At 33.2% G+C, this 26,088-nt stretch carries 18 protein-coding genes and 1 riboswitch; of the genes, 2 read left to right on the top strand and 16 right to left on the bottom strand.

Annotation, left to right across the window (positions count from 1 at the left end; translation table 11 throughout):
* Nucleotides 1–33: 33 nt before the first annotated feature.
* The 8 genes from LC076_RS21580 to LC076_RS21545 all read right to left on the bottom strand — a co-directional run bounded on the left by LC076_RS21580 (nucleotide 34) and on the right by LC076_RS21545 (nucleotide 12,145).
* Nucleotides 34–741, bottom strand: a complete 708-nt coding sequence (locus LC076_RS21580) for an ABC transporter ATP-binding protein (protein ID WP_226671219.1) — start codon at nucleotides 739–741, stop codon at nucleotides 34–36.
* A complete protein-coding gene (locus LC076_RS21575; protein WP_226671218.1) occupies nucleotides 725–1,489 on the bottom strand; it encodes an ABC transporter ATP-binding protein in 765 nt (254 codons plus the stop codon). The genes LC076_RS21580 and LC076_RS21575 overlap by 17 nt, the downstream gene beginning before the upstream one ends.
* 489 nt (nucleotides 1,490–1,978) lie before the next feature.
* Nucleotides 1,979–3,220 (bottom strand): substrate-binding domain-containing protein, encoded by a 1,242-nt coding sequence (locus LC076_RS21570; protein ID WP_226671217.1) that lies wholly within the window; start codon nucleotides 3,218–3,220, stop codon nucleotides 1,979–1,981.
* Between the two features lie 353 nt (nucleotides 3,221–3,573).
* The gene (locus LC076_RS21565; protein WP_226671216.1) at nucleotides 3,574–6,822 is read right to left on the bottom strand and encodes a BTAD domain-containing putative transcriptional regulator; all 3,249 of its coding nucleotides are present in this window, start codon (nucleotides 6,820–6,822) and stop codon (nucleotides 3,574–3,576) included.
* A gap of 730 nt (nucleotides 6,823–7,552) precedes the next feature.
* The gene (locus LC076_RS21560) at nucleotides 7,553–7,822 is read right to left on the bottom strand and encodes a hypothetical protein (RefSeq protein ID WP_226671215.1); all 270 of its coding nucleotides are present in this window, start codon (nucleotides 7,820–7,822) and stop codon (nucleotides 7,553–7,555) included.
* 43 nt (nucleotides 7,823–7,865) lie between these two features.
* Nucleotides 7,866–8,987 carry an NAD(P)/FAD-dependent oxidoreductase gene (locus LC076_RS21555; protein WP_226671214.1) on the bottom strand — a complete coding sequence of 374 codons (1,122 nt, stop codon included), beginning with the start codon at nucleotides 8,985–8,987 and terminating at the stop codon, nucleotides 7,866–7,868.
* A gap of 127 nt (nucleotides 8,988–9,114) precedes the next feature.
* Complete coding sequence (locus tag LC076_RS21550; protein ID WP_226671213.1) at nucleotides 9,115–11,484, bottom strand: YhgE/Pip domain-containing protein; 2,370 nt, start codon at nucleotides 11,482–11,484, stop codon at nucleotides 9,115–9,117.
* 85 nt (nucleotides 11,485–11,569) lie between these two features.
* Complete coding sequence (locus LC076_RS21545; protein WP_226671212.1) at nucleotides 11,570–12,145, bottom strand: TetR/AcrR family transcriptional regulator; 576 nt, start codon at nucleotides 12,143–12,145, stop codon at nucleotides 11,570–11,572.
* Between the two features lie 1,471 nt (nucleotides 12,146–13,616).
* Nucleotides 13,617–13,697, top strand: a riboswitch (cyclic di-GMP riboswitch).
* Between the two features lie 211 nt (nucleotides 13,698–13,908).
* Here LC076_RS21545 and LC076_RS21535 point away from each other — a divergent pair.
* Nucleotides 13,909–16,167, top strand: coding sequence for a putative bifunctional diguanylate cyclase/phosphodiesterase (locus LC076_RS21535; protein ID WP_226671211.1), 2,259 nt, complete (start codon nucleotides 13,909–13,911; stop codon nucleotides 16,165–16,167).
* A 256-nt stretch (nucleotides 16,168–16,423) separates the two neighbouring features.
* The gene (locus LC076_RS21530; protein ID WP_226671210.1) at nucleotides 16,424–17,821 is read left to right on the top strand and encodes a hypothetical protein; all 1,398 of its coding nucleotides are present in this window, start codon (nucleotides 16,424–16,426) and stop codon (nucleotides 17,819–17,821) included.
* A gap of 235 nt (nucleotides 17,822–18,056) precedes the next feature.
* Here LC076_RS21530 and LC076_RS21525 read toward each other — a convergent pair whose 3' ends face one another.
* From LC076_RS21525 to LC076_RS21490, 8 genes are all read right to left on the bottom strand, one after another.
* Complete coding sequence (locus LC076_RS21525; protein WP_226671209.1) at nucleotides 18,057–18,215, bottom strand: Fur-regulated basic protein FbpA; 159 nt, start codon at nucleotides 18,213–18,215, stop codon at nucleotides 18,057–18,059.
* A 72-nt stretch (nucleotides 18,216–18,287) separates the two neighbouring features.
* Nucleotides 18,288–18,704 (bottom strand): hypothetical protein, encoded by a 417-nt coding sequence (locus LC076_RS21520; RefSeq protein ID WP_226671208.1) that lies wholly within the window; start codon nucleotides 18,702–18,704, stop codon nucleotides 18,288–18,290.
* Nucleotides 18,705–18,736: 32 nt separating this feature from the next.
* On the bottom strand, nucleotides 18,737–19,525 hold the full coding sequence (locus LC076_RS21515) for a hypothetical protein (RefSeq protein ID WP_226671207.1): 789 nt from the start codon (nucleotides 19,523–19,525) through the stop codon (nucleotides 18,737–18,739).
* A gap of 535 nt (nucleotides 19,526–20,060) precedes the next feature.
* A complete protein-coding gene (locus LC076_RS21510; protein WP_226671206.1) occupies nucleotides 20,061–20,753 on the bottom strand; it encodes an ABC transporter permease in 693 nt (230 codons plus the stop codon).
* Nucleotides 20,746–21,669 (bottom strand): ABC transporter ATP-binding protein, encoded by a 924-nt coding sequence (locus LC076_RS21505; RefSeq protein ID WP_226671205.1) that lies wholly within the window; start codon nucleotides 21,667–21,669, stop codon nucleotides 20,746–20,748. Before LC076_RS21505 ends, LC076_RS21510 begins: the two co-directional genes overlap by 8 nt.
* Nucleotides 21,670–21,807: 138 nt before the next feature.
* Entirely contained in the window at nucleotides 21,808–22,743 is a 936-nt protein-coding gene (locus LC076_RS21500) for a sensor histidine kinase (RefSeq protein WP_226671204.1), read from the bottom strand.
* A gap of 1 nt (nucleotide 22,744) precedes the next feature.
* On the bottom strand, nucleotides 22,745–23,440 hold the full coding sequence (locus tag LC076_RS21495) for a response regulator transcription factor (protein WP_319005577.1): 696 nt from the start codon (nucleotides 23,438–23,440) through the stop codon (nucleotides 22,745–22,747).
* Nucleotides 23,441–23,879: 439 nt separating this feature from the next.
* Complete coding sequence (locus LC076_RS21490) at nucleotides 23,880–25,373, bottom strand: methyl-accepting chemotaxis protein (RefSeq protein WP_226671203.1); 1,494 nt, start codon at nucleotides 25,371–25,373, stop codon at nucleotides 23,880–23,882.
* Nucleotides 25,374–26,088 lie beyond the last annotated feature (715 nt).

Here is a 26,088-nt window from a genome sequence, read left to right as displayed (position 1 = left end):
TTCTTTTCCTTATTAAGTGATAACGTTTTTTTATTAGGCGATTCCTAAGTACTTACGTTTTAGCTCTTCATTTTCAGCAAGTTCTTTCATTCTACCTGTTCCAACACTTTGACCATCATCTATAATGTAGAAGGTGTCACCAACTCCCATGGCCATGCGGAAATTTTGTTCAACCAACACGATCGTCGTTTGTTCTTTCATCTCCATGATCGATTCCATTACCTTCTCAACAACAATTGGAGCCAAACCTTTACTTGGTTCATCAATCAGTAATAATTCATTATGATTTAAATAAGCTCTTGCAATGGAAAGCATTTGCTTTTGCCCACCACTTAAATAACCCCCTTGCTTTTTCCAAAACTTTTTCAAGTCTGGAAAGAGAGTTAAAATCTTATCCATTCTTGCTAATGTTTGATCATCTTGCTTTTGCATCGCTACCTTCATGTTTTCCTCTACAGTTAATCCACTGAAAACTCCTTGATCTTCTGGAACAAATCCAATTCCTTTTCTTGCAATATCGTAAGGAGCTAGTTCATGTATTTCTTCATCGTTAAACACAATACTTCCTTTAGAAATAGGATTAAGTCCCATAATTGAGCGTAAAGTTGTTGTTTTTCCTGCACCATTACGCCCAAGCAATACCGTTACTTCTCCTTTTTTCACTGTAAATGATACCCCTTGGAGAATGTGATATTGACCGATAAACGTTTGAATATCTTGAACATCAAGCAGTGTGGTCATCATATAAACCTCCTAAGTAAGCCGTTTGAACTGTTTCATTATTCATGATTTCTTCTGGTTTCCCAGCAGCTAGTTTTCGTCCATTAAATAAAACAACAATCGTATCAGACAAGTCCATAATCATATCCATTTTATGTTCAATCAACACAATTGTCCTTTCTCCTGAACGTTTTATATCATTGATTATTTTTAAAATAGCTGGTACTTCCTCTAATGACATACCTGCGGTTGGTTCATCTAACAAAAGTAATTCCGTTTTAAGTGCTAATAACATAGCAATCTCGAGCTTACGCTTTTCCCCGTGGGCAAGATTACTTGCTAGAGTATTTGCTTTTCCTTCCATCATCACTTGTTCAAGCAAGTAGTACGCTTCTTCTGTCATTTTTTTATAAGCAGAAAAATGCCTCAACATTTGATATCGAACGCCTACTTGAGATTGCACAGCAAGTCTGACGTTTTCTAATACGGTTAAGTTTGGAAAAACGTTTGTAATTTGGAAGGATCTACCCATGCCTTTTCTTGTTCGCTTTGTGGAGGAAAGTTGTGTCACATCTTCTTGCTTGAAGTAAATTTTCCCTTTTGTTGGTTTTAACTGACCACTTAACAAATTAAATAAGGTTGTTTTCCCTGCACCATTTGGTCCAATAATGGACGTGAATGTTTTTTCTGCTATCGATAAATTAACAGAATCAACAGCTACTTGACCTCCAAAAGCAATGGTTAAGTCCTTTGTTTCTAGAATCTTCATACGCAAACCCACCTCTTTTTTTAAGTAGAGGCTCTGTTAAACTTTGTTGTTGATTTCCGTTACAGGCATTCGCTTTCCCGGGAAAAAAGTAACTTTTTTCCTAGGGAAGAATAATGAAAAAGCCCAATTACTGGCTTTTTCAAAGTGCAATTCTTCCTAGGTCCGGGAGCCTCCTCGGCGCAAGCGCCTGTGGGGTCTCCCTTTGACACGCTTCTCTAAGCAGGAGTCTCATGCCTTTCACTCCAATCAACAAAGTGCTAAAAATCAACATTAAGCTTTAACATAGCCTAAGTAGAAAGAGCTGACCTAGTCTTATTATCATTCTGACTAGATCAGCTATTTTCATTATGCTGTTTGCAGAAAAACTTGTTGCATTTAACCATCCGTAGTAAACAGCAGTTTATTCATTCTCTAGATATCTTTTCTTGATAAAAAGGAGCTTTTCAAGCGATAATTAGGTTCATTAAACAAGTCTTCATATCTTCATGTTTAATTTCTGATTGGTGGGGCAGTTTCTTCAGGTGACAATTCCCTTACTAAAACTGGTACTGGGTAATCGACTCCATCTTGTTTTTCAAGCTTAATCGCATACATTGTTTGCAATGCCTGATGATCTTCTGGACGGAATGTCATCGTTCCTTTAGGTGTTTCAAAGCTCATTCCTTCCATGATTTCTATTAAGTTATTTCCATCAACATCACCTTCTGATTTTTTCAATGCTTCAACAATTGAAATCGCTGCACTCATTCCACCTGGTGTAAATAAGTCTGGTAGTGATCCATCATAACGAGCTTGATGTTCTTTCACTAACCAGTCATTAATATCATTTGTTGGAAGTCCATGATAATAAACAGAGAAACCTTCCATCCCGATAAGTGGCTCCATTGTGGCTAATGCTGCAATATCTGGAGCACCTGTTGAAACTTTAATTCCTTTATCTTGAAGTTTCATATCACTTATTTGGTTCCATGGTGAGTTCGCACCAGCCCAAATGACGAATAAGTAATCAGGATCTGATTCAATGATTTTTTGAATATTTGCTGTAAAATCAGTTGCAGCTGGATCAGCGTATTCTTCTAATACGATGTTTGCACCAAGCTTTTCTGCAGCTTCTTTAAAAGCTGCCACACCATCGATTCCAAAAGAATAATCTGGTGCTAATGTCGCGATTTTCACTCCATCACCGGCAATGGCTGCAGCACCTGCTATCGCATCTTGTGAAGAGTTACGCGCTGTACGGAATACGTATGGATTAAATTCAGATCCTGTAATACTGTCAGCAACGGCTGGCTCGACAACCATAATTTTTTCGTATTCCTCAGCAAGTGGTAAAACAGCTAGGGTATCACCCGAACTTGATGAGCCAACAAGGAAATCAACTTCATCTTCTTCTAATAACTTAGTAGCTTTTTGAACAGCTACCTCAGGCTTAGTCTCCGTATCCTCAAACACAACCTCTATTTTTTTCCCTGCAACCTCCATCGTTCCATCTGTTGCATAATCAAGACCTAACTCAAACCCCTGCTTTGTTTGTAAGCCATATGATTCCAACGCACCTGTTAATGAAGCAAGAACTCCAATCTTAACTGTGCCTTGTTCAGCTGCTTCTGATGTTCCTTCATCTTTTGACTCTTTATCTCCTGAAGTTGTTTCATTGCTGTTACAAGCTGCTGTAAAGAGCAACGTGAACACCATTAATACAGATAAAATTGACCATCGTAAAGATTTCATACTTTTCCCCCTTTTGTAAGTTTCTTCAAATAACAAGTTTCCACTCTCCTGACCTTGATCGTGGCAAATCCACGATTTAGCCTTACAAATAGATTACTGTGTCGTAGTTACAAATGAGTTACAGAGGGTAATGACGGAGCTGTTTGAATTTCAGTATTCTCGGATATTACGTTATTTGAAACCTTACACTAACCATTGATCATCACGATTCTCATCACCTCAAAAAAAGACCAGCTACTTTCCCTGAACTCAGGAAATGCTGGTCTTTTTTCGCTATATTTTACTTGTTGTGATTTTCTTCTCACTTTACCCTTATATATTGATTTTTTCGGCAACTATCACATCAAGCATATCTACAAAGCTTCTTTTTTCAGAGCTAATGATACATCTTCATTTCGTATCATTTTATACATTTGCTTTGTCGCTTCCATTGGTTCTACATCAAGCTCTTCATTTAAAATTCTCACACATTCTTTGTACCACAGTAGTGCTTGTGGTCGATTATTTTTCTGATAATAGCCATACATTAATAAACGATAGGCTTCTTCCCAGGTTGCTTCCTTTATAAGAATTTCCTTACAAATCCTTATTGCTTCGTCAAACTCATTTAAGCGAATATGCAATCTAGCGAGTTTTTCTGAGCCTTGCAAAAATAGCTGCTTCAGCCGCTCTCTTTCAACTATTATCCATGGATATGCTCTTCTATCATGTAAGAAATCACCTTTATAATAACCTAGGCCTTTTTCTAAAAGTTGTTTTGCTGTTAAAACTGATTTCTCCTTTAATCCCTCCTCAATCCATTGCTCAAATTGGTCAACATCATAATTGATCACCGCTCTTTTGTTTAAACCATAAGATGAATCTTGGCGAAGGATAAAATAAGTTTGTGCACGTGGCTTTCTGTTTGGCTCTATTGCCTTATTTAATGCGTTAAACGCGACTTTGAAATCTCGATTACTATTTTTCTCCTCACCATCAGGCCATAAATCATCCAGAATTTCTTCTTTACGCATAAGGTGATTTTTCCTTATAAGAAAATATTGAAAAAGCTCCTTTCCCTTTTCACGCTGCCAATCCACATCATCAAGGACTCTATCACCTAATGAAACTTGAAAATCTCCTAATGCATTTACTCTTAATGTATAACCTGGGTGTGAATCAATATGTGCATAACCCCAACTCGCAAGTAATTTAGAAATATAGTTTTGGTGGATATTCTCATTTCTTGCTTCAACAAGAAGCGGCAAAAATTGTTGTAAGTCTTTTGGCCCTAGCATGGTTCTCTCTGTAAAAATAAATTCATAGTTTCCAAGTTGAACTTTTTGTAGAAAAGTATAAACATGCTCAATAAACAACTCTTTATCATTAGACTGCTGTGCTACTAAAGAAATCCACATCGCTGAAAGCATCTCACCATAAAGATCTCCACACTGTTTAAAAGATGCTAAAGCATCCTCAAGCCACTGTTTACTATCATCATAATAATGACTATAAAATGCCGCCACTCCAATGCACATTTTTATGATGGCTGAAAGCCAAAAATCAGTCACCCGTTCTGTTTCATATAAAGCCCTCTCACCTAGCTCTTTTGCTTTTTCCCATTCTCCCTTTCTTCCATACATCACACACAAACCCATATATGGTTCAGCTTTTCCTCGTTCCACTTTTATTGAATCCATTAATTGCAAAGCTGTTTCATAGCAAATAATTGTCATTTTTTCTTCGTAGCGACTCATTATTCCAACAGCATGCCCCATCCTAATCCAACCACAAGCTTCAATAAATGCAGACTGCTGATCAATTCCTTGTTGAATCCCCTTTTGTGCTAACTGTTTCGCTTCTTCACCATTGCCACAAAAAGATTCAAGTAATGATAACAACAATTCGGTTTCTCGATGTGCTTGTGGTAAATGTGGATTATTAGCATTTGTTCTATTATTCAACAGCTTTTTTGCTTCTTCAATTTTACCTGTTCGAAGAAGCATTCGAGCATCTAGATTTCCCTCTATCCACGAATTTTCATCCATCTCACTTTTTTGATACCATATTAATGCCTTAGCTCCTTGACCAGAATTAACAAGGTTTTCTGCAAGCATACGATATAACCGATCTTTATCCTTCTGATCCCCATCAATCTTTTCTAAACACCTTACGGCTTCTGCCAAATACCGCTCAGCTTTACCAGGTTGGATTGTATCTAGATAGATATTAGCCATCCCTTCATTTGCTTTACTTAAAAGGAGAAAATCATTACCCTTTTTACCAGCATCGATTGCATGTTGATAACAAGTAAATGCTCTATCATAATAAGAACGATAGCGCCAAACTTCTCCTTCAAAAAACCATAATGAATACTGTTGATGTTTGGTTTGTTCAGAAAGAGATTGTAAACGCTCAAGTAACGTTTCCAATTGTCTACCTTGAATCATTCGTTCACTAATAAGTAATAATATTGTTGCTATTGCTCTTTCATCTTTGAGTTCATCGTAATACAACATCGCCTCTTCAAAACGATTTTTCCCCTCTAGGTATCTTGCACATTTTTGAAATAAAACTTGTAAATGTGTTTGCTGTTCTTCCATTCCTCTTCTTTTTAAAAAGGCTTTAAACAAAGCGTGAAAACGATACTTATTTCCTTCAAGCTTTTGAATAAAAATATTTTTTACAAATAATTGTTCAAGCATCGTATGTGAGCCATTAATACCTAAAATAACATCACAAATCTCTGGTTCTAATTCATTAAAAATTGCAGACTCTATTAAAAATTGCTGAAGAATAGGTGATTGCTTGTTAAACACTTCTTGTGCTAAGTAATCAAAAAGTTCTTTCATTGATGAATGAGTATGCTTCAAAACTGAATCAATATCTTTTGACTCAGTAAGTTGACTGCCAATCATATTTAGGGCAATAATCCATCCTTCTGTTAATTTATGAATATGCTTTAATTGCCTATCTGTCATCTGTGATTGGTGGAAATCTGTCAGAAAAACACTACTTTCCTCTTCAGACAACATTAAGTCATCCTCACCAATTTCTAAAAGCCCGCCACTTACTTTTAATTTAATCAACATATTCCACTTTGGTTTAGTTCTTGTCGAAAATAAAAAATGAACATTATTCGGAATTAAACTCAACACTTTCTCTATCCATTGATTAATCATAAAGGCATGATCAACAAGTTGAAAATCATCTATCACTATGACAAACTCTTTGTTTACGTTTAAACACTCATTGATGAATAATGCACTTAAAAGTTGTAATTGGTCATCCTTCATCCAATAATCCATCTTATCCATTGTTTGTAATAATTCTTCACCAAATAAAGGAAGGTGCTTGCGTATTGAATAGGTCACATATTTTATAAAAGGAAAGATATCATCATCTTGATCTGTTACCGTATACCAACAAACGGGTAGTTTACATTGCCTCACAAACTGGCTAACTACTGTACTTTTTCCATAGCCAGCACCACCATGAATAATTGTCACCGGATAACTTGTAAGCCCTTTCATTTTCTTAATCACTGAAAGTCTATATATATATGAATCCTTTATGGCTGGTGGAACTAGCTTCGTTTCAATAATTGGAACGTAAGGTTGCATACAATTTCCCCACCTAAATAAGATAATTAATTAAAAGTAAGCTATTTTATTGATTTGCTCTACAGGCATTCACTTTTCATTGTACAGGGTAATCCTAGTTACGAATCCAACCAACAACATGCTTAAAATCAACATTGAGCATAAACATAGCCTTTATGATAAGCATGGTGTTTTTATGCAACTATATTATTACATCATTTCATATGCTTAAAAAGCTGGTCATAGACCTTAAATAGTAAAGTTACGATGTGCTTTTAGAAAAAAATTGTTTTCTATCAAATATTACGTATAAAATCTGCAGATTTGGTAACAATTTATATTATTCTTAATAGATTGTGAGGTTTTCTATATGAAACATATATTACCTGCTACTTTCCTAGTATTTTTTACATTTGTTGGTTTTAGCGTTTATTTTCTTTATCAATTAAGTGTTTTTGCGATAAAAGTTATGGTCTATACGATTTAAATTCATCATTAATTATGAGATATCACTCCTCTATATATTTAGAAGACAAGAAATCTATCATTTTTTTAAAAAGGATATGTATCAATCTAAATCAGTGAACAGGTAAAATAGCTTAAGTGCCTTGGTCAGCCTGTGGAACTAAGATCATTAGGAATTGAAGGTGCTCTTTCCCCCTTTCAATTCCTATTTGACTTATCATCTAGGTGAAAACTTTCATTCAAGTCCACGGCACCTAGAGATACCAACACAACGTGTAAATATTTATTATTTTTTTTCGCTGAAATTTTCACGAGGCATATATTTTGTAAAATAAGCACCTGCGAATAAGAGAAGCATCGTTACTAACCAACTACCCATTCCGAATAAATTAAACCAATAAGCAACTAAATTTACTCCTGCAATGGAGAAAAAACAAATGGATGTTAAACTCGTTTTAAAACCTGTTATCCCCAATCTCTTTCTCTTTTTTACGGTAAGATAAATCGAAGCTAGTAAGCTAATGAGCAGGACTATAGATAGTATTAATTCCACCATACTTGTGCATCTACCTCCTTATACAAACGTTTAATTAAGACATTTACTTCTCTATTGCCCCTGCAACTGGATATTGATCCAAATCAATTTCTGTTTCCATATCAAGACTAAGATTTGCTAGCTGTAAACCAAGATAAGGACCACTTGTTAATCCTGAAGCTCCAAGACCATTTGCAACGAGCAATCCTTTATAATTCGGTACAGCTCCGATAATTGGAAGAAATCCTGGTGTAAAAGGTCGAAATCCCACTCTTGTTTCTAGCATTGTACTTTCCGCTAAACCTGGAGCAATTTGTAACGCTTTATCTAATATCTCATGAAGGCCACCTGCTGTTACACGCAAATCAAAGCCTGCCTCATCTTCATGTGTCGCACCTACAACGATTCGGCCTTCTTCAAACGATAAAATATATTGATTATTTGGTGGCATCACAACAGGCCAATCACCTGTATTCGTATGATTTATTTCTAAATGAATAATTTGTGCCTTTTGAGGTGTTACTTTAAAGGTCATTCCTAATGCTTCTACTAATTGATGCGACCATGCTCCACCAGTTATAATCACTTTGTCAGCCGTTAACTCTTGCTCTCTGATTTTGACACCTTTTATTTGGCTGTCCTCAGCAAGTAAGGAAACAGCATCATCTTCAATAAATGTTGCACCATTCTTAATAGCAGCTTTCACTAATGCATCACGCACAGCTTTTCCATCAACACGTGCACCACCACTTACATAAACAGAGCTATATTCTTCTGCTATCAGTGGAAATAACTTTTGTGTTTCTTCTGGAGATAATATCTTTACTTCCCCTATTTCAGGTGCATCTTCACGTCTTTTCATTGCTCTTTCTGCCATTTTCTCTAATTTTTCAGGATCTCTATGTAAACTTATTGCACCAACACGACGATAACCTGTTGATGTTTCACCATCAGCTTTTAACTTTTCAATCAGCTCTGGGTAATATCTTGCACCACCTTTAACTAACTGGTACCAAGCTTTGTTTCGTCTTTGTGAAATCCAAGGACAAACAATTCCTGCTGCTGCACCTGTCGCCTGCCCCTTATCTTGACGATCAATTATCGTTACATCAGCCCCATACTTAGCTAAATGGTATGCCGTTGATGCCCCAAGAATACCTGCTCCTATCACAATAACCTTCTTCATTGATTACACCTTTTCCTTTATAAATGTTCCTTTATTTTACTTTAGATTGATTTTAGACTCAAATGCACACTTTACCATATTAACGTAACAAGGGTCAGACATTTAAAAATGTCTGACCCCTTCTTAGTTATGATGCTAAACCATTTTCACTAGTTGAAATCGCTAGTTTTTTATGTTTAATCATAAAGTAAGTTAATGTCATGATAACAAATCCTAACATGTAACCCATTAAGATAAAGATGTTATGCCATACTACTGTCATGTCTCCACTTGATATTACAGCTTTAAAAGCTGATACCGTATAGCTCATTGGAAGAAACGCGTGAATTGGTTGTAATGCTTTTGGAATCATTTCAAGTGGAAATGTTCCCGCACTTGTTGTTAGTTGGAAAATAAGAATAAGAATCGCAATAAACCTTCCTGGATCACCTAATGTTGTAACGAGTAATTGAATTAATGACATAAATGTTAAACTAATGATGATTGATAGGAAAAGAAACATTGGTACATTTGTTACCTCGAGTCCAAGTCCTACTAATAAAATCACATCAGCAACCATTGCTTGGCATACACCTACTATTGCGATAACACCAAACTTTCCGATAAACCAAGAAAATCCACTTTTTGGTTGAATCGTAGGAATTTTCAATGTATAAACAATCGAAATTAATAACGCACCAACAAATAATCCTAAAGACAAGAAATACGGAGCAAAACCTGTACCATAGTTTGGTACTTTATTAATTCCTTCTTTGCTTACATCAACAGGTTCACCGATCATATCAAAGGTGTTGTTAGTTGCTTGAACAGAGCCTGCTTCTTCTGCAGCATCTCCTAATTTCTCATATAACTCTGATGTTCCATCTGCAAGCTTTCCTGTTCCATTTGTTAATTCTTTAGAACCTTCAGCTAACTGAGTAGAACCATCACTTATTTTAGCAGATCCTTCTGACAATTGACTTATACCTGAATCCAAACTAGTTACACCAGAAACTAATTTATTTCCACCAGCTTGTGCATCATGTAGCTTTTCGTTAAATAACGTAAATTGATCAACATATTCAGCTTGACCTGTTTTAAGATCAGTTGCTCCTTGATTAACAGATGTAGATCCATCTGCTACTTGTTTTATCCCATCTTGAAGTGCAGCTTGATTGTCATTGATTTTAGATAAACCATTTTCTAATTGACTAAGCGTTGGATCGATAGCTGCTTTAATACTATCTTCTAATTTATTACCAGAAGATAACATCTGCTCATTTACAGCCGATTTATATTGAGTAAAACCTGTAGTTAATCCTTCACTTATCCCTTTTTCTAATTGTGCTTGCATTTCTTCTTTTGAAGGTGCATTTGCCACAACTTGTTGCTGAATTCCACTTATGATCGCAGGATCGACGTTATTTTTCTCTAGTACGGAAAAAATAGCAGTCATTTGCTCTGATTGTTCAGTAGAAATCTTCTCTGTTAACCCAGCAGCAAGTTCCTCACTTAATACATTCTGTAATTCATCTAATCCATTATTCATGGAAACGGAAGATTCTTTTAATTGTGCTTGAATTCCTGCAGCCATTTGCGGTGGAAATTGTTGATGAAATTGAACAAGTCCTTCATTTACCTGATTTGTACCATCTACTAATGAAGGTACTTTTTTATTTATTTCTTGAAGTCCATCATTCACTTGGTTCATTCCAGAAGATAATTGCTGTGATCCGTCTTTTACTTGTTTTGATGCTGCAAGAAGTTTATCACTTCCTGCTGATAATTGATTTACACCTTCAGCAAGCTTCTTTGCGCCATCATTCAGTTCACCAGATCCTGATTGAACTTTATTTACACCTTGCTGAAATTCTAGTGATTTTGATGCCAGTGTTTCTAGATTGTCTTTAAGAGTAACGGAGCCATCTTTCACTTTGCTTGCACCATCACTTAATTCACTAGCACCATCACTAGCTGTATCAAATCCATCTGCCATTTTTGTTATTTTCTCGAAAATTGATTCAGCGTAAGTAGATGTTACTTCTTTAGAAATTGCACTTTTAATTTCTTTAACAGCTGAATCTCCGATTTGAGCGGATAAGAAGTTAGATCCTTCATTTGGAATATATTTTAAATGCAATTTTTCCGGCTGATCATCTAATAATGTTGTTGCATTTTCCGAAAATTCTTTAGGTATTTCTACTACCATATAATAAGTCCCATCTTCTAGCCCATCATAACCAGCTTGTTTAGAAACAAAATCAAATTTAAACTTTCTATTCTCCTTTAAATTTTGGACTAGTTCATCTCCAAGCTGTAAGTGTTCCTCCTCAAACTCTGCTCCTTCATCAATATTTACAATCGCAACAGGTAAATCTTCGAGTTGATCATATGGATCCCAAAATGCCCAAAGAAACATTCCAGCATACAAAATTGGGATAAAAACAATAGCTAGAATTGGAATAAAAACCTTTCTATTTCGTAAAATATTCTTCCATTCTGCAAAAAACAGATTCATTCAAATACCACCTTTCACCTTTTTGACTATATTGTTCATTTAGTCATTTTATGATAAAAAAAAGTTCATAACTAATTACTTCTATTTATGAACTTGATAAGCCCTTGAATAAATAAAGCTCAAATAAATGTGTAATTTCTTCTTTATTTAACGGCTCATGATCTTTTTCCCAATCAAAAATGAGTGACACATACAGTTTTAACATAACAAATGCTGTCATTTCCGGATTACATGGCTTAATTTCTCCTTTATCAATTGCACCTTGAACAATATCCTTAATATAGGAAACAACCACTTTTTCCAGCTTTTTCATCACTTCCAATACTTCTCTCGTACCCATTTCTCTTTCTTCGTGAAATAACTTAGACATCAACTGATGTTTTTTACGAAAATCTAATAATGCATAAAGTGAACTAGAAGCATTTTCATAAAAAGAAGCATGTTTATCCATTGCTGCTTCAGCTGCCATTTTCATTTCTTGGATAAGAGATGTAATAATTTCATCAAATAACTCTTCTTTGTTTTTAAAAAATGTATAAATCGTTCCTTTTCCTACATTAGCTATTTTCGCCACCTGATCCATAGTTGTTGCTTTGTAGCCAAATAAAGAAAAAGACTCAGTAGCTGCTTCAATAATTAATTTCTTCCGATCAACCACCATACAATCACCTCGGGTATCCTCTTTTAATGACCGAATTACCAAAACGGTCATTAAGTACTAACATATAATAGCATAGCTATTTATAAAATAGCAACTTCTATAGTGAAGCTTTTTTGTCTTTATTGTTGCTCGTAACGAAGAAAATTATATTCACTGGACCTATAATTCTGCTAATCGCTAAGCTCTTATACAGAATTGGTACATGTATGAAGAGATAATAGATCTACTGAAAGGTTGAAAAACTAGTTGGATTTGTCGAGAGAATAGATAGCTTGTAAAGATGTGTATATGTCCGGTAACTTTTGGGATAGGCTAGGAAAGAATTGGTGGCGAGTAAAAATGTAGTGATAACCGGAAAAAGATGGAAAATGACCGATTACAAGCATTTTATGGTCGGGTAAAAAACTGTTTGGCATGCGAAAAATTTATATTGGTTGTAAATATCAAGCTAACGATGTACAATTCTGATCGTTTATGAATGCTCAAAAATGAAGTAACACCTTTTTTTTCTAAGTGATCTTTAATTCTGAAAGAAAACCCAACAATATACACGACTATTGCGTTGTGTAGAACACAATCTAATATTGCATTTCCTCATTTAGTTTCCAGGAGCACCTCATCTCAGTACTTATGTCTTTCATCAATTATATGACGGACTTTTACTTGGGCTTTCCTCTCGCTTATGTCCTTCATCAGCTCTATGACGGACTTTTACTCTGGCTTTCCTCTTGATTATGTCCTTCATCAGCTCTATGACGGACTTTTGCTCTGGCTTTCCTCTTGATTATGTCCTTCATCAGCTCTATGACGGACTTTTGCTCTGGCTTTCCTCTTGATTATGTCCTTCATCAGCTCTATGACGGACTTTTGCTCTGGCTTTCCTCTCGCTCTTATTGGTCGAGAAAAGATGGAGAATGGTTGATATTATTCATTTAATGAGCGGGTAAAAGCTATTTGGCGTGTTAAAAAATAATATTGGTCGATTAAGGTTGAAGGTAGACCTCAAAAATGTATTGCTGATCGGCAAGATCTAATTAACAAAATAAAAAAAAAGATGCAAATCACATCGATATGCACCTAATAACCTAGACTTACTTCATTTATATTTATGAATTCAATCTTCCGCACATTACATTAATAGGTAAATACAATTCTTACTGTTAAAACTAAAAACGTGAATAAACCAACATTGGATTTTTTCATTTCGATAGCCCCTTTACCTTTTGTTAACTTAACTATACAAAAGGTAAAAGATGTATTCTATATTCCTGTTATATAAACTGACATAATATTCTGAAATTAAAATTATAATCATAAGTACCACGTCACCCTTATCCGCTAGAATTAGACACAGAAATCAGGTACAAAGTTCTACCTTATAAAGAAATATGCATATTCAAAAAATACCCATATCGAAAACTAAAGATAAATAGTATAATAGAACTATATTATAGGAAAAACTACATAATGAAATTGAAAAAGGCAAACCCATTGAAAAATGGGGACGCAAAGCTTCAGACCTACGGGAAACTAAGGTGGCTGGGTTACCAATGGGATAAAAAAGTTATATCTCTTTGGATATAGCTTTTTTTGTTTTATATAATTGTAGAATTTCAATTAGTAGTGAAAGCTGAATTTTTTGTGTTTATTTCTAATAATGTCTTTATTGTTCGCAACCGTGATACAACGGATAACTTCCGCTATTTAATAACCAGTTTGTAACACCTTATTTAAAATATGAACTCATGTGGAGGATAACTATAATGAAACTGTTGCGTTCTCCAGTTTTTATTCTGATTTTTTATATCATTTGTTTTTATACTTGGATTTTAACATTCCGAGGTAATGAATCTCTACAATTACTAGGAACATCATTTTTTATATTACTCGGAGGAATTGTTAGTTTAAATTGGCTCATAAAGACGTATAGGGAAGTTGAAGGTACAGAAAAATACTTTTGGTTATTATTATGCTTTGGCGTTTTTACATCATTTATTTCAAACACCATTTGGTATGTAGAGGCAATTTATGGAGCCCCACTTTTTTCAGGTTTGACCTATTTCATATGGGTTTTAGCTTATCTATTTTATTTAGTTGCACTGATATTTCAAATAATTTCCTTTAAGCATACTGTGGATAATCGTCCATACATGTTTAATTTGATTATCTTTATGACAGTTGCTATATCTTTAAGTATCCACTATTTAATAGAACCTATTTGGCTTCTATCAGAGTATTCTATTGGCATTACGATTCTTACATTAGCATACCCGATTTTAGATCTTAGTATCTTATTTGTCACCCTCTATCTTTACTATATTTCAAGAAATACTCAACAAAAAAGAACCTATTTGCTTATCACTCTAGCATTTTCACTTCAGGTTTTAGTTGACTCGATTTATGTATATTTATTACATGTTGATCTTTACCAAATTGGCAGCTTAATCGACCCAATTTGGCAGATATCAACACTATTGTTAGGTATTGCAGGGTTGAAATTTAAAAAGAAACAAACGAAACCAAGTATTTCAAAAAAAGAAGCACCTAGCAATATAGACATTGCGATACCTTATGTTTGTGTTATTTCTCTTCTTATCTTGGTTATCCACAGCTATAGTAATAATCTAAATGCACTTAGTATGGGATTAACCGTTTCATTTTTTCTAATTTTAATACGTCAGTTTTCTTTCATGAAAAAAAATCAAAAATTAGTAAATGAGTACCGATATTTGGCATTTCATGACCAGTTAACAGGTCTATATAATCGTCCAAAATTCCAAGAAGATCTACAAAAGGTTCTCAAAAAAGCAACTGAAGATTCAACAAGAACAGCCCTTTTATTAATTGACTTGGACCGTTTTAAAAATATCAATGATACATTAGGTCATTATTTTGGAGATTGTTTGTTGCAAGAAGTTGCTAAGAGGCTAGAACAAACACTAGAAAAGAATGGGATAACCTATCGACTCGGCGGTGATGAATTTGTCATTGTCCTTCCTGAAACAACAAAACCACATTGTGTTAGTATTGTTAAAAAGTTATTAGCTGACTTCCAGTCCCCTTTTTCCATAAATGGGTACGAAATTTCTGTATCGCCTAGTATTGGTATTAGTATGTACCCCGAAAATGGTCATACTTTTGGTAAATTACTAAAGCATGCAGATGCAGCTATGTACTTAGCAAAGGAAAATGGAAAAAACACGTTTCATTTTTATAATGAATCATTACATAAGCTACTAGCTCAAAAAATGAAGCTAGAAAATGGCTTAAGAAAAGCAATTGAAAACAAGGAATTTCATCTTGTTTATCAGCCTAAGGTTGAATTACACTCAGGTAAAATCATTGGAGTGGAAGCTTTATTAAGGTGGGAACACCCTAAGTTAGGATCAATTTCACCAATGGAATTTATTCCTATCGCTGAAGAAACAGGACAAATCATTCATGTAGGTCAATGGGTTTTAAAAGAGGCTTGTCGACAAACTAAGCTATGGCAAGAGAACGGCCTGGCAAATCTTTCTGTTTCAGTGAATGTCTCTGTCCGTCAATTCCAAGATAGTAGCTTCATAAACAAGGTATCTTCTATTCTGAAAGAAACAGGACTAAATCCACAATTACTGGAATTAGAAATCACAGAAAGCATCATGCAGGATATTAACCATTCCATTGACGTACTGACCAAATTACGTCATTTAGGAGTAAAAGTATCTATTGATGATTTTGGTACAGGATATTCTTCACTTAACGTTCTTAAGGAATTGCCAATTGATACGATAAAAATTGATAAATCCTTTTTGAATAACATGTCAGATTCTGTGAACTCAATGATGATCAAATCTATTATAAAATTAGGTTTAAACTTAAACTTAGATGTCGTTGCAGAGGGAATCGAAACAAGTGATCAAGTGCAAAAGCTAACAGAAAATCACTGTCATCTTGGACAAGGATACTTATTTTCTCCACCTCTTCCTCCTGAGGAAATTATTGAACTTCTTGAATCTGGGAGTTTTTCTGAGATATTGTAAAATGATGCTGTGACATAAATAGTTAGATAGTGATCAACCCGAATGATTAGGTGATTTTCAATTAATCTTTCACCTAATCATTCGGGTCTTTTTTTGCTGTTTAAATTGTTCTTTTAGTTAGAACCAGTATATTATTGGATAATTATGTAAAATTACGATTAATTAAGCCTAAAATCACTTCATTTTTTTATAAATTTCATATTTCACTTGACTAGTGTTACAATTAGTATAACGAAGTGTGAAGGGATTGATCAAAATGAAAAACAATAACGTTATTTCTGTGAAAGATCATAAACAAGACATCACTTTAACTGTAAAAGGGCTTTATTTTTTTCAAGGGTTCCAAGTCTTAGAATCCTACACACCCCAAAATGATGAATGCTATTATTTATTTTTTTATAAAAATAGATTTCTCACAGGAAAAAAGACAGCAAAAATAAAACAAAAATCATATCTTAAACTAATTTTAACTAAAGGTATTTTCATTCCTTCTCCTCATCCATTACTTTCTTCCTTTTTATCTAATCAGTCAATCCAAACATTTACTACTTTAATTACACTTTGGAAAACGATCAATAACACCTATCAAAAAACGGAAGCTTTTCATATCTTGACTGCTTTTGATTGTTATTTAAAGAAAGAAGATATCTTATCTTTGATGAAAAAAGCATTTCTACAGTTCCGTAGAAGTGGTAAATTCCTACACGCATATCGTATCCTACGATTAGCTCAAGAAAAATACCCAACGAATAAATGGTCTAACTCTTTAATTACTCACATAGATTACCAGAAATATTCAATTCGCTATCAATCTGAAATTGAAGCATTGCTAACATATGACCCCCTACATGCTGAAAATCAACTTTATCTTCATAAAGAAGCTGATCACATTTATGCTCTTCTGCAAAAAAAGTTACGTTCTGAATCAAGAATCCTAGAATGTCTTGCTTTACATCTTCATAACTTATCAACAAATCCACACAGCTTTAATCATTATTTTGACGAAATCCAGGTCATTCTCCATTCAAATTTCACTAAACAAGAAGCAATATCTATTTTATATAACCTATATAACCAGCAAAGCTCTAATGAAAATAAAGATAAAGTTCAACAACATTTACTTTCTATTTTGGTATCTGCAAAGCAATACAAAGATATTTTTACGATCTTAACAGAAAATCCAACGTCCTTATCACCTAGCCAAACTGATTTGCTAGTTGAAGCGATAAATCATTTGGATGGAAAATCCCTTTCTTTCGAAACCTTCCAAGCAGAACATCTTGCTTCTACTAACGGTCAACAATTAGAAAAACTAATTGTTACTCTTCTTCCACGACTATTTGAAACACATGATATTAAATATACCTATAACTGGTTACAACCCTTCATGCATTTGCCTTTACCATCTATTAATACGATAAAAAAAATGTATGAAATAAGTGAAGAACCTGATAAACAACTGGATATGGGTGAGTTATATTATGAATTAAAACAACTTCCACAAGCAATCGATTGTTTTCTCTGGGACATTGAGATGAATCCGACAAATTCTATTCCAATACGATGGTTAATAAAGCTATATGGTGAATTAGGGATGGTTGAGGAATCAAAATCTTATCAATATTTATATAAACAAATTCAAAAAAGTTCATGAAGCTCTTTGGGTTTGTTGAGGAAACAAAAAATATAATCTAAAAAGCCAATCAAATTATCGTAATTTGATTGGCTTTTACTGTGGTTATAGTTGAATGATACGTTTTTTGAATGTAACCTCTAAAGCTAAATTCGACTACAAATGTTTTTAAAGAATGTACGAAAAGAGCTTTAAATAATCACAACTAATCTATATTCAAGTCTAAAATCAAACGGTGACACTACGCTAACTCAAATTACCTTGAGTTGCTCACACGCTGGCTTGTTAATAGGTTATATTCATTTTCTAATTCACTTAAAGTTAATTCATACAACTGGCGATTATCAGAGGATTTATAGCAATTTAATCTTAATAATTGTTGTATTGTTTGTTCTTTCTTAAGTGTTTCTCCCATTATTGATCACACCTTTTAGAATGTTACTTTTACGTATTTTCTATATTAGTGTTAGGTAGCAAGATCATTTAATTATGACATAAATAGATTTTCTGCCTCACGACTTAGATAACTCTCTAGGTTGAGTTTAAGATATTTAGATTCTTTTAGTCTTTTGGTAGATTGCAAAAATGAGAATTTATCACCTTTACTCAGTGATTGATCAATTAAATAATTTAAATGATTAATTTTCAACTCTAAATCAACTAATGAAACGATCATACCTTGAGTAAAATACTTTTCCAAATCTTCTAATGCTATATGGAAATGCCAATAATTATTTAAAAATACTTTAATATACCAGCCATTATCAGACATGTATTGACGATCATTTGTAACTTCAATTATATCTGCTTTCTTGATCTCTATTGAATCTTCATGAGCTCCATCCGGACAGAAACATTCAATCATATGCTCAAACGTTTTTTCGACAATGAAATAGTGATGCATTATAGCCACTCCTTATATAATCAATTGATCTATTAATGAAGATACTTGTTAGTAGTTGATTTCGCTAAATAGCTTGCACTAAAGTTGTTATCCATACATTGTTCAGTAAATGGACAATTCAGACACTCTTTTAATGAGCTTTCCTTTTTAAAACCCAGAGGCTGGATTAAAGCAGTTTTTAAATAATCGATATACATGACTCCCTTAGGAATATCTTCCTCTTTAGGTATGTACGTAAACATTTCGCCTTCTAACAAAGTAATCATTTCGATTTTTTCAGGAAGTAAGCCAAATGCTTCGAACGAAAAGACGGCTATTAAATTGCTATATAACTCGATTAAGTCTTGATTTTCTTCAAGAAGATATTTTTTTATTTTAAATGTATTTGAAGTACAATCTACGAGTTCTAATGTTAAAGATAGCTGTGTTTCCAATTCTAGTACATTTTTATTAAGAGTGTTATTTAGAAAAAGTGATGTTTTTTCATTTGCTCCTGATGAAACATATTGAAGTAAATGATCTGTTGTTTTTGCTAATACAAGATAATAATCTTCGTTAGATTGAAACAAAGCTGGACTTACTTTTCTCCAGCTTTGTTGTATTAGCTTCAAAAGAGATAATGTTGTTTGTTTATTAAATGGAAGCTGAAAATAGCCCTGAACAACCCAATTTATATGTAATTGAACAACCTGTCTCCATTGTAGTTGCCCTTCTTTCATGTCTAAAATATGCTGATAAAAAAGTTTATATGGGCACTTTATGAATGACTCTAAATGATGAAGCTCATCATTTGGTTTTTTCTGATGAATATTATTGATCATTTAGACATTTCTTCCTTTCACTATATTTACAGCAACGATGTTAGTAAGCTGAAGATCATAACAATGAGAAAATTTAAACCTCGTAAAATGAATGTTTTCCATTCATTTATCGACTATTAAAATATCGAGCATGCTTATTCCACAACAAGAACAAAAATCGTCGGGTAGAATGCCATCCAAATTAAAGTCATAAATAAATCCACATTCTGTACAAAGAATCTCCTCAACGGAACTCATTTTCTCCATATCTTTTCTTCCACAACCTTAAATGAAAATGATTATCATTATCTATGTATTATTCTAATTGAAAACTATTATCAATGTCAAGGCTGGGCTCAGTACTCCTGCTTTATAAACTTTGTTGTCTTCAAAACTTTAAGTAAATTAAGTCATGTGGCAGCTTTTCAACTCTCTCCAATGAGAAATTCCTCTTTAGAATATTAAGAAAAACAACCTAAAATCAAAAAAGGCAAAACCCATTGGGTCATGCCTTTGTTTTGATTTTGTTCTGATCTTAATTTAAATTTATTGTTGTTTAAATATCCGCTGTATCAATATTCCTTATTGAGAGATACGCCATAAGAACTCCTAAACATCCAAGTCCAATTGGTATGACAATATAATTGTATAAAGAAAATCCATCAGTGATTGTTGAATTAAGTAAAGAAGTGATGATGATGGCCGAAATAATTGTAGCTGGGATTGATTTCTTTCTCATTCCAAAATAAAGGGGAAGTAACCCTAATCCAGCAGATGAAATTGCTGAGAGAAATAGTGGAATGATGTTGCTTGTAATAATGGCTAATGACAAATCTTCTTGAACGATATCCATAAACAAACCAACAAAATAGATAATTCCAACAATAAAGATATTTGATAACACTATACAAATGAAAGTAAAACTAAAAGCTATAATCAGTTTTGAAAGGATAATTTTTTTTCGCGATATTGGATAGGTAAATAATAAACTAATAGTATTTGATTTATATTCCTCAATAATTAATCTTGAAAGAATAACGCTTGAGAAGATGATAAAAATTAGCCTAATAAAAGTACCTGACATAATCATGAGTTCATTATAATCTTTAAAGGTCTGCAAGCCTTCACTTTTATCAACAAAGTAGGCAAAAAATAAAAATGCAAGAAGAATTACATTGGCGATCATTGCCCCTTTAACATATCCACCTAATTTAAATTTCTTTATTTCTAATGACATTAATTTAAGCACTAATACCACCTCCATTTATTATCGATAAGAAATAATCCTCTAACGTATCATTTTTATTATAAATCTCTTCAATCGCCACATCATTTAGTATTAACATTTTGGATATCACAGGTAATGATGCTGATTGGTCATAGATTCGGATTCCGTTTTCTCCAACAACCTTATAATTGACTAAGCGTAGTTTATTTTCAATGATATATAGCGCTTTTTTCACATCATTCACATTCATCTCAATATACCCTGTATTTAGTTCTCTAATTTGATCCATAGATACTTCTTTAACAAGCTTACCCTCTGAAATCACACCAATTGTATTGGCAATTTGTTCGATTTCCCCTAAAATGTGACTTGAGATAAGTAAGGTTATTCCATACTCTTTACATAACATTTTAAAAAGGTTTCTTAGTTCTCTAATCCCAACAGGATCCAGGCCATTTATTGGTTCATCAAGTATTAAAAGTTCAGGCTTTGTAATGATCGCTCTAGCAATTCCAAGTCGTTGCTTCATTCCTAAAGAAAAGTCTTTAACTGATTTATCATCAATATTTTTCAAATTCACTAATTCAATCGCATCGTCGATCGCTTTAGTATCGTAATAACCCATATACTCACAATGTAACTCTAAATTTTCTCTAGCTGTCAGTCGATCATAAAACACCGGATACTCGATAATCCCACCCATTCTTTTTAAAATTTCATACGATCTTTCTGTTAACTTTTCTCCAAAAATTTCAATCTCACCATATGTTGGCTTCACTAAATTTGTTAACATCTTCATGATTGTTGTTTTGCCAGATCCATTCGGACCTAGAAAACCATAAATCTCGCCCTTTTTAATAGTCATGTTTACATTCGATACGACTTCCTTACCTTTATATGTTTTTGTCAATTCCCTTGTACGAACAATAATCGTCATTTCCCTGACTCCCTTCACCTTCAACTTACCTTTATGATAAACAATAATCTTCTCTTTTTTATTAAACAATTCTTACATAAATCTTAAGTATTTGAAGGAAATCATCTGTGAAAACTTATTCGAGATCTGACCCTCACCTTAATAATTCAATTTAACGAATCTTAATGTGAATGTTGTTTTTTCATAAGGTTTGCTGATAAGGGAAATCTCTCCGCCCAATTCCTCAACTAATTTCTTTGTGATTGTAAGTCCTAATCCACTTCCTTGATAACGTTTGTTTCTAGAATCTTCAAGAGTGTACATTCTTTCAAAAACAAAGTCCTTATGTAATTCACTTATTCCTTTGCCCTTATCCCATACATCTATAAAAGCATATTTGGCTTCTTCTCTTAATGTAAGTCCAATCACATTTCCATCTACTCCATATTGGATTGCATTTGAAATTAAATTATTGAGAACTCTTTTGAGGGCTTCTTCATTTCCCATTGAATAGATAGCTTTCTCTGGAATCCCGATATCTACTACCATATTTTTTGCAGAGATAACCTCATAAAAGGACAAAATACTCTCTTTGCAAACTTCACTGAGATTTACCCGAGACAATGGAATTTCTAAGTCACCTGATTCAAGTTTAGCTAAATCAAAAAACTTTTGAAGCAACTCAGTTACTTCAATTGTTTTCGTCTCCACTTTTTTTAATAGCTTTTCTCTATCACTTTCAGAAAGCGATGTATCATACAATAGAATTTCAATCGTGCCAAGTATAACTGTAAGCGGTGTTTTTAAATCATGAGTAATATTTGCAAGCATTCTTCTAGTAGAAATTTCTGACTTATTATATGAAGCTATGATTCTTTGCTTATAACTCAACATCTTATTAATGGAAGTTAACAATGAACGTAGATCTTGGTCTTCTGTCTGAAGAAGCACCTTTTCTTCTGTATCTTTTTCCATAATTAAATTTAATTTCTGGTCTATGTATTTCAAATTACTTTTGATTTTATTATTAAGTCTTGCCATTCTAAAAATAATCATTAATAAAATAATGATTATAACAAATAAGATCATATTCATTTTAAAAATCCCCTAATTTATAGCCTATTCCCCATAATGTTTTAATGTAGATTGGAGCGGACGGATGATCTTCAATCTTTTCTCGCAATCTTCTCATATGAACATTGATAATATTTTCATCTCCATAATAATCTTCTTTCCATACAGAAGAATAAATCTGCGCTTTAGTAAAAACTTGCTTAGGGTGACTAATAAACAACTTCAAAATATGAAACTCCTTAGACGTTAGCTTTAATTCTACTTCTCTCTTATGTACAGAAAAATTGTTATAATCAATCGTTAAATCACCAATGTTAATAATAGTTGATTTTTCCTTTTCACTAACAGTGTAATATGTAGATCTTCTTATGGCAGCACGCACTCTTGCAATTAACTCAATCATAGAAAAGGGTTTGGCAATATAATCATCTGCACCAAAACCAAGTCCTAATGCTTTATCAACATCCCCATCTTTCGCAGACATAATGAGAACAGGAATTAAGCTTTTCTCTCTAATAATCTTCAACAAATCAAACCCATTTACTTTAGGTAACATTAAATCTAACACAATTAAATCAAATGCTTCCTGACTGAATTTCTCCACTCCTTCTTCCCCATCAAAAGCAGTAACTACGATAAAACCTTCTTTTTCAAACTGCACCCGTACCATCTCACTAATGGAAAGATCATCTTCTATAAGCAGTATTTTGTCTCCCATTTCCAGTCTCCATTCCCAATCCAAATTTATGCAATTATTATATCATTTTGGGTCTTATTTCACGGGTTCTGTTCATAACTTTTTTTATATAGGCTGTCTTCGTAAACTCTTTTGCTATTTACGGATTTGAAGAAAACAGTAGCGCATATAGTCTAGTGGGATCATTTCTTATTAGAAATTGTCCTTTTTATACGATAAAACTCTGTTTCTCTGATGATGGACATCAGCGAGAGGAAAGCATGAGAAAATGTCCGTCATTGAGCTTATGACGGACATGAGTAAGAGGAAAGCACGAGAAATTGTCCGTCATTGAGCTGATGATGGACATGAGTACCTATTATATTAAATGTTAATGGACTTAATTATTTCCCCATAAAAAAATCCCCTTATCCACTTTATAAAAAGTTAAAATAAGGGAATTTATCATCGTGTTTTTCAATTATGAAATCGATGTAAGTGATTTCTCCACTGCCTTAATACTACTTACACTTGTTGTATTGGCGTCTAGAATATTTTCTAAAGTAGCCATTAATTCCTCTAAGGAAGCACTTGATTGTTCACTAACGGATGCCAATTCTTCTGTTGAGCTATTAATCACTCCTACAGTTGAATTTATTTCTAAAATTAATTTGTTACTAATATCAGCTAAATCTGAAAGATTCACAATAGCCGCATTTATTTCCGAAAACGAGTGTTTTGTCTGTGTTGTTACTTCATAACTTTTAGCCATTTGTTCAGCTATATGAAGCATCCTGTTACGTGTATTGTCGGATTGCTTTGTAAATTCATTAAGCTGCTCTGAAATTTGCTCTGCTGATTTTGTGGTCATATCTGACAAATTACGAATTTCATTTGCTACGACAGAAAAACCAAGACCATGTTCTCCAGCCCTCGCTGCTTCAATACTAGCATTCAATGATAATAAATTTGTTTGATTTGCAATTTCTTTAATTGTGTTACTAAATTGATTTGTTACTGCTAATTTAGTGTTTAATTCGCTAATTTCATCTGACATTGAGTCAATTTCTTCTTTAAAATTGCTGATTATTTCTGTTAAATCTTGCATTTGAGTTTGACCATGCTTGGAAAGCTCACTTGTTCCTTCTGTTTCTGCTTTTAACGTTGTGATGGATTGTAGCATCTTTTCTACTACTTCTGTCATAGATGAGATTGAACCATTAATTTCTACAGTAGCTTCATTTTGAGCGTTCACTCCTGAAGCAATTTCTTGAAAGGTTGCATTCATTTCATGAAAAGATTGGTTATTTGTTTCACTTGATTTTGAAACAACACCCATATTCTTTGAAACGTCGCTCACCAATTGAACAATTGCGTTTTTCTGTTCACTCTGTAAAGCTAAGATAGATTCAGTTTCCTTTCTTGACTCTACCATTTGCTTACTAACATGAAGTGTCACTTGTAGCAAAGAAAAGATTAGTATTGTAATTAATCCATAGTAAATAATATAAGTAATTTTATCTTCTTCCGAAATATTAATAACATCATTTTGGCCAAAAAGTAGATATAACATCATTAAAAATCCATAAACCTGAGTTATTATTGATAACTTCTTATCCATATATATAAGTGCTAATATAATGAGAAAGTAGATTGAAAAAACGTTTGATGCTGCTGGCTGTAAAACTAACGTAATTGTAGTGGACAAGGCAGAACCAAAGACAGCGATATACCTTATGTACTTTATAAACATCCTTTTAAAATGTAAAAAAGTATAACTTCCCCAGATGAGTAATTGAGAAACAACTAAAAGTAGTTGATGTGTTTCCATTGCTGCTCCCATTGTAAAAATAGCAACCAATGTAAGTGCAGTGACAAATGTAATCGCTTTAAAAACAATTGAATTTCGTCTGATCATATTTTCCTGTTGTAATGTTAAATTATTCTTTACCACTTTCTCTTCTTGTTTCTCCATAGTAAATCTCCATTCTCATAGTAACTTTTCAATTAACTGCTTAAATATAGTTAAATTATACTACGAAAACCTAAATTTCGACACAATTTTCACAAATAAAAATTTCCTTTAAGTATATTCACTTATATTCTCCAATCTAATTCAAAAATCAAAATAAAGAAGGTTTTTATAACTCATTAACTACTAAAAGTGTCTATTTTAAATGCTTTTTTCTAAAATATTGTTGCTATTTGACTTAATTATCTATTGAAAACGGACTTTTTATCTCATAAATGGTACTTTACTAGCAGAAAGGATGCCAATAGACTTTATACAGAGTTGTTCCATGAGTATTATAAAAACAACAAAGTTTACGAAAATAGCTATAATTAAAAAAGGTTAGGACATTAGTATTTAAGCTACTGATAAACCCGAATTGTTAGGTGATATGTCAATTAAACATTCACCTAACAATTCGGGTTTTTATTTGCCTCTTCATTAGTTTTTTTGATTTTGCATACTATTTTTAAGAACTAGGGGAATGAAGCGGAAGACACTAGGGAACTAGAGGAATGGCTGAAACCTAAGCAGGCTCTTGCATCGAGGAGGCTCAGCTTCAATGTCATCAAGCTAACCTTACAAATTATGTAAGGTTTTTTTGGACGATTTTCTGTTTGAATCAAGCTAAGTTTAATTGAAATGCAAATGTCATAAAAGATTAGATTATTCATCATAA

The organism is Metabacillus litoralis (genome assembly GCF_020524045.1).
Taxonomy (GTDB): Bacteria; Bacillota; Bacilli; order Bacillales; family Bacillaceae; genus Metabacillus; species Metabacillus litoralis_C.
The sequence above is the reverse complement of the archived record's forward strand: the minus strand, read 5'-3'. Positions and strand labels throughout refer to the sequence as shown.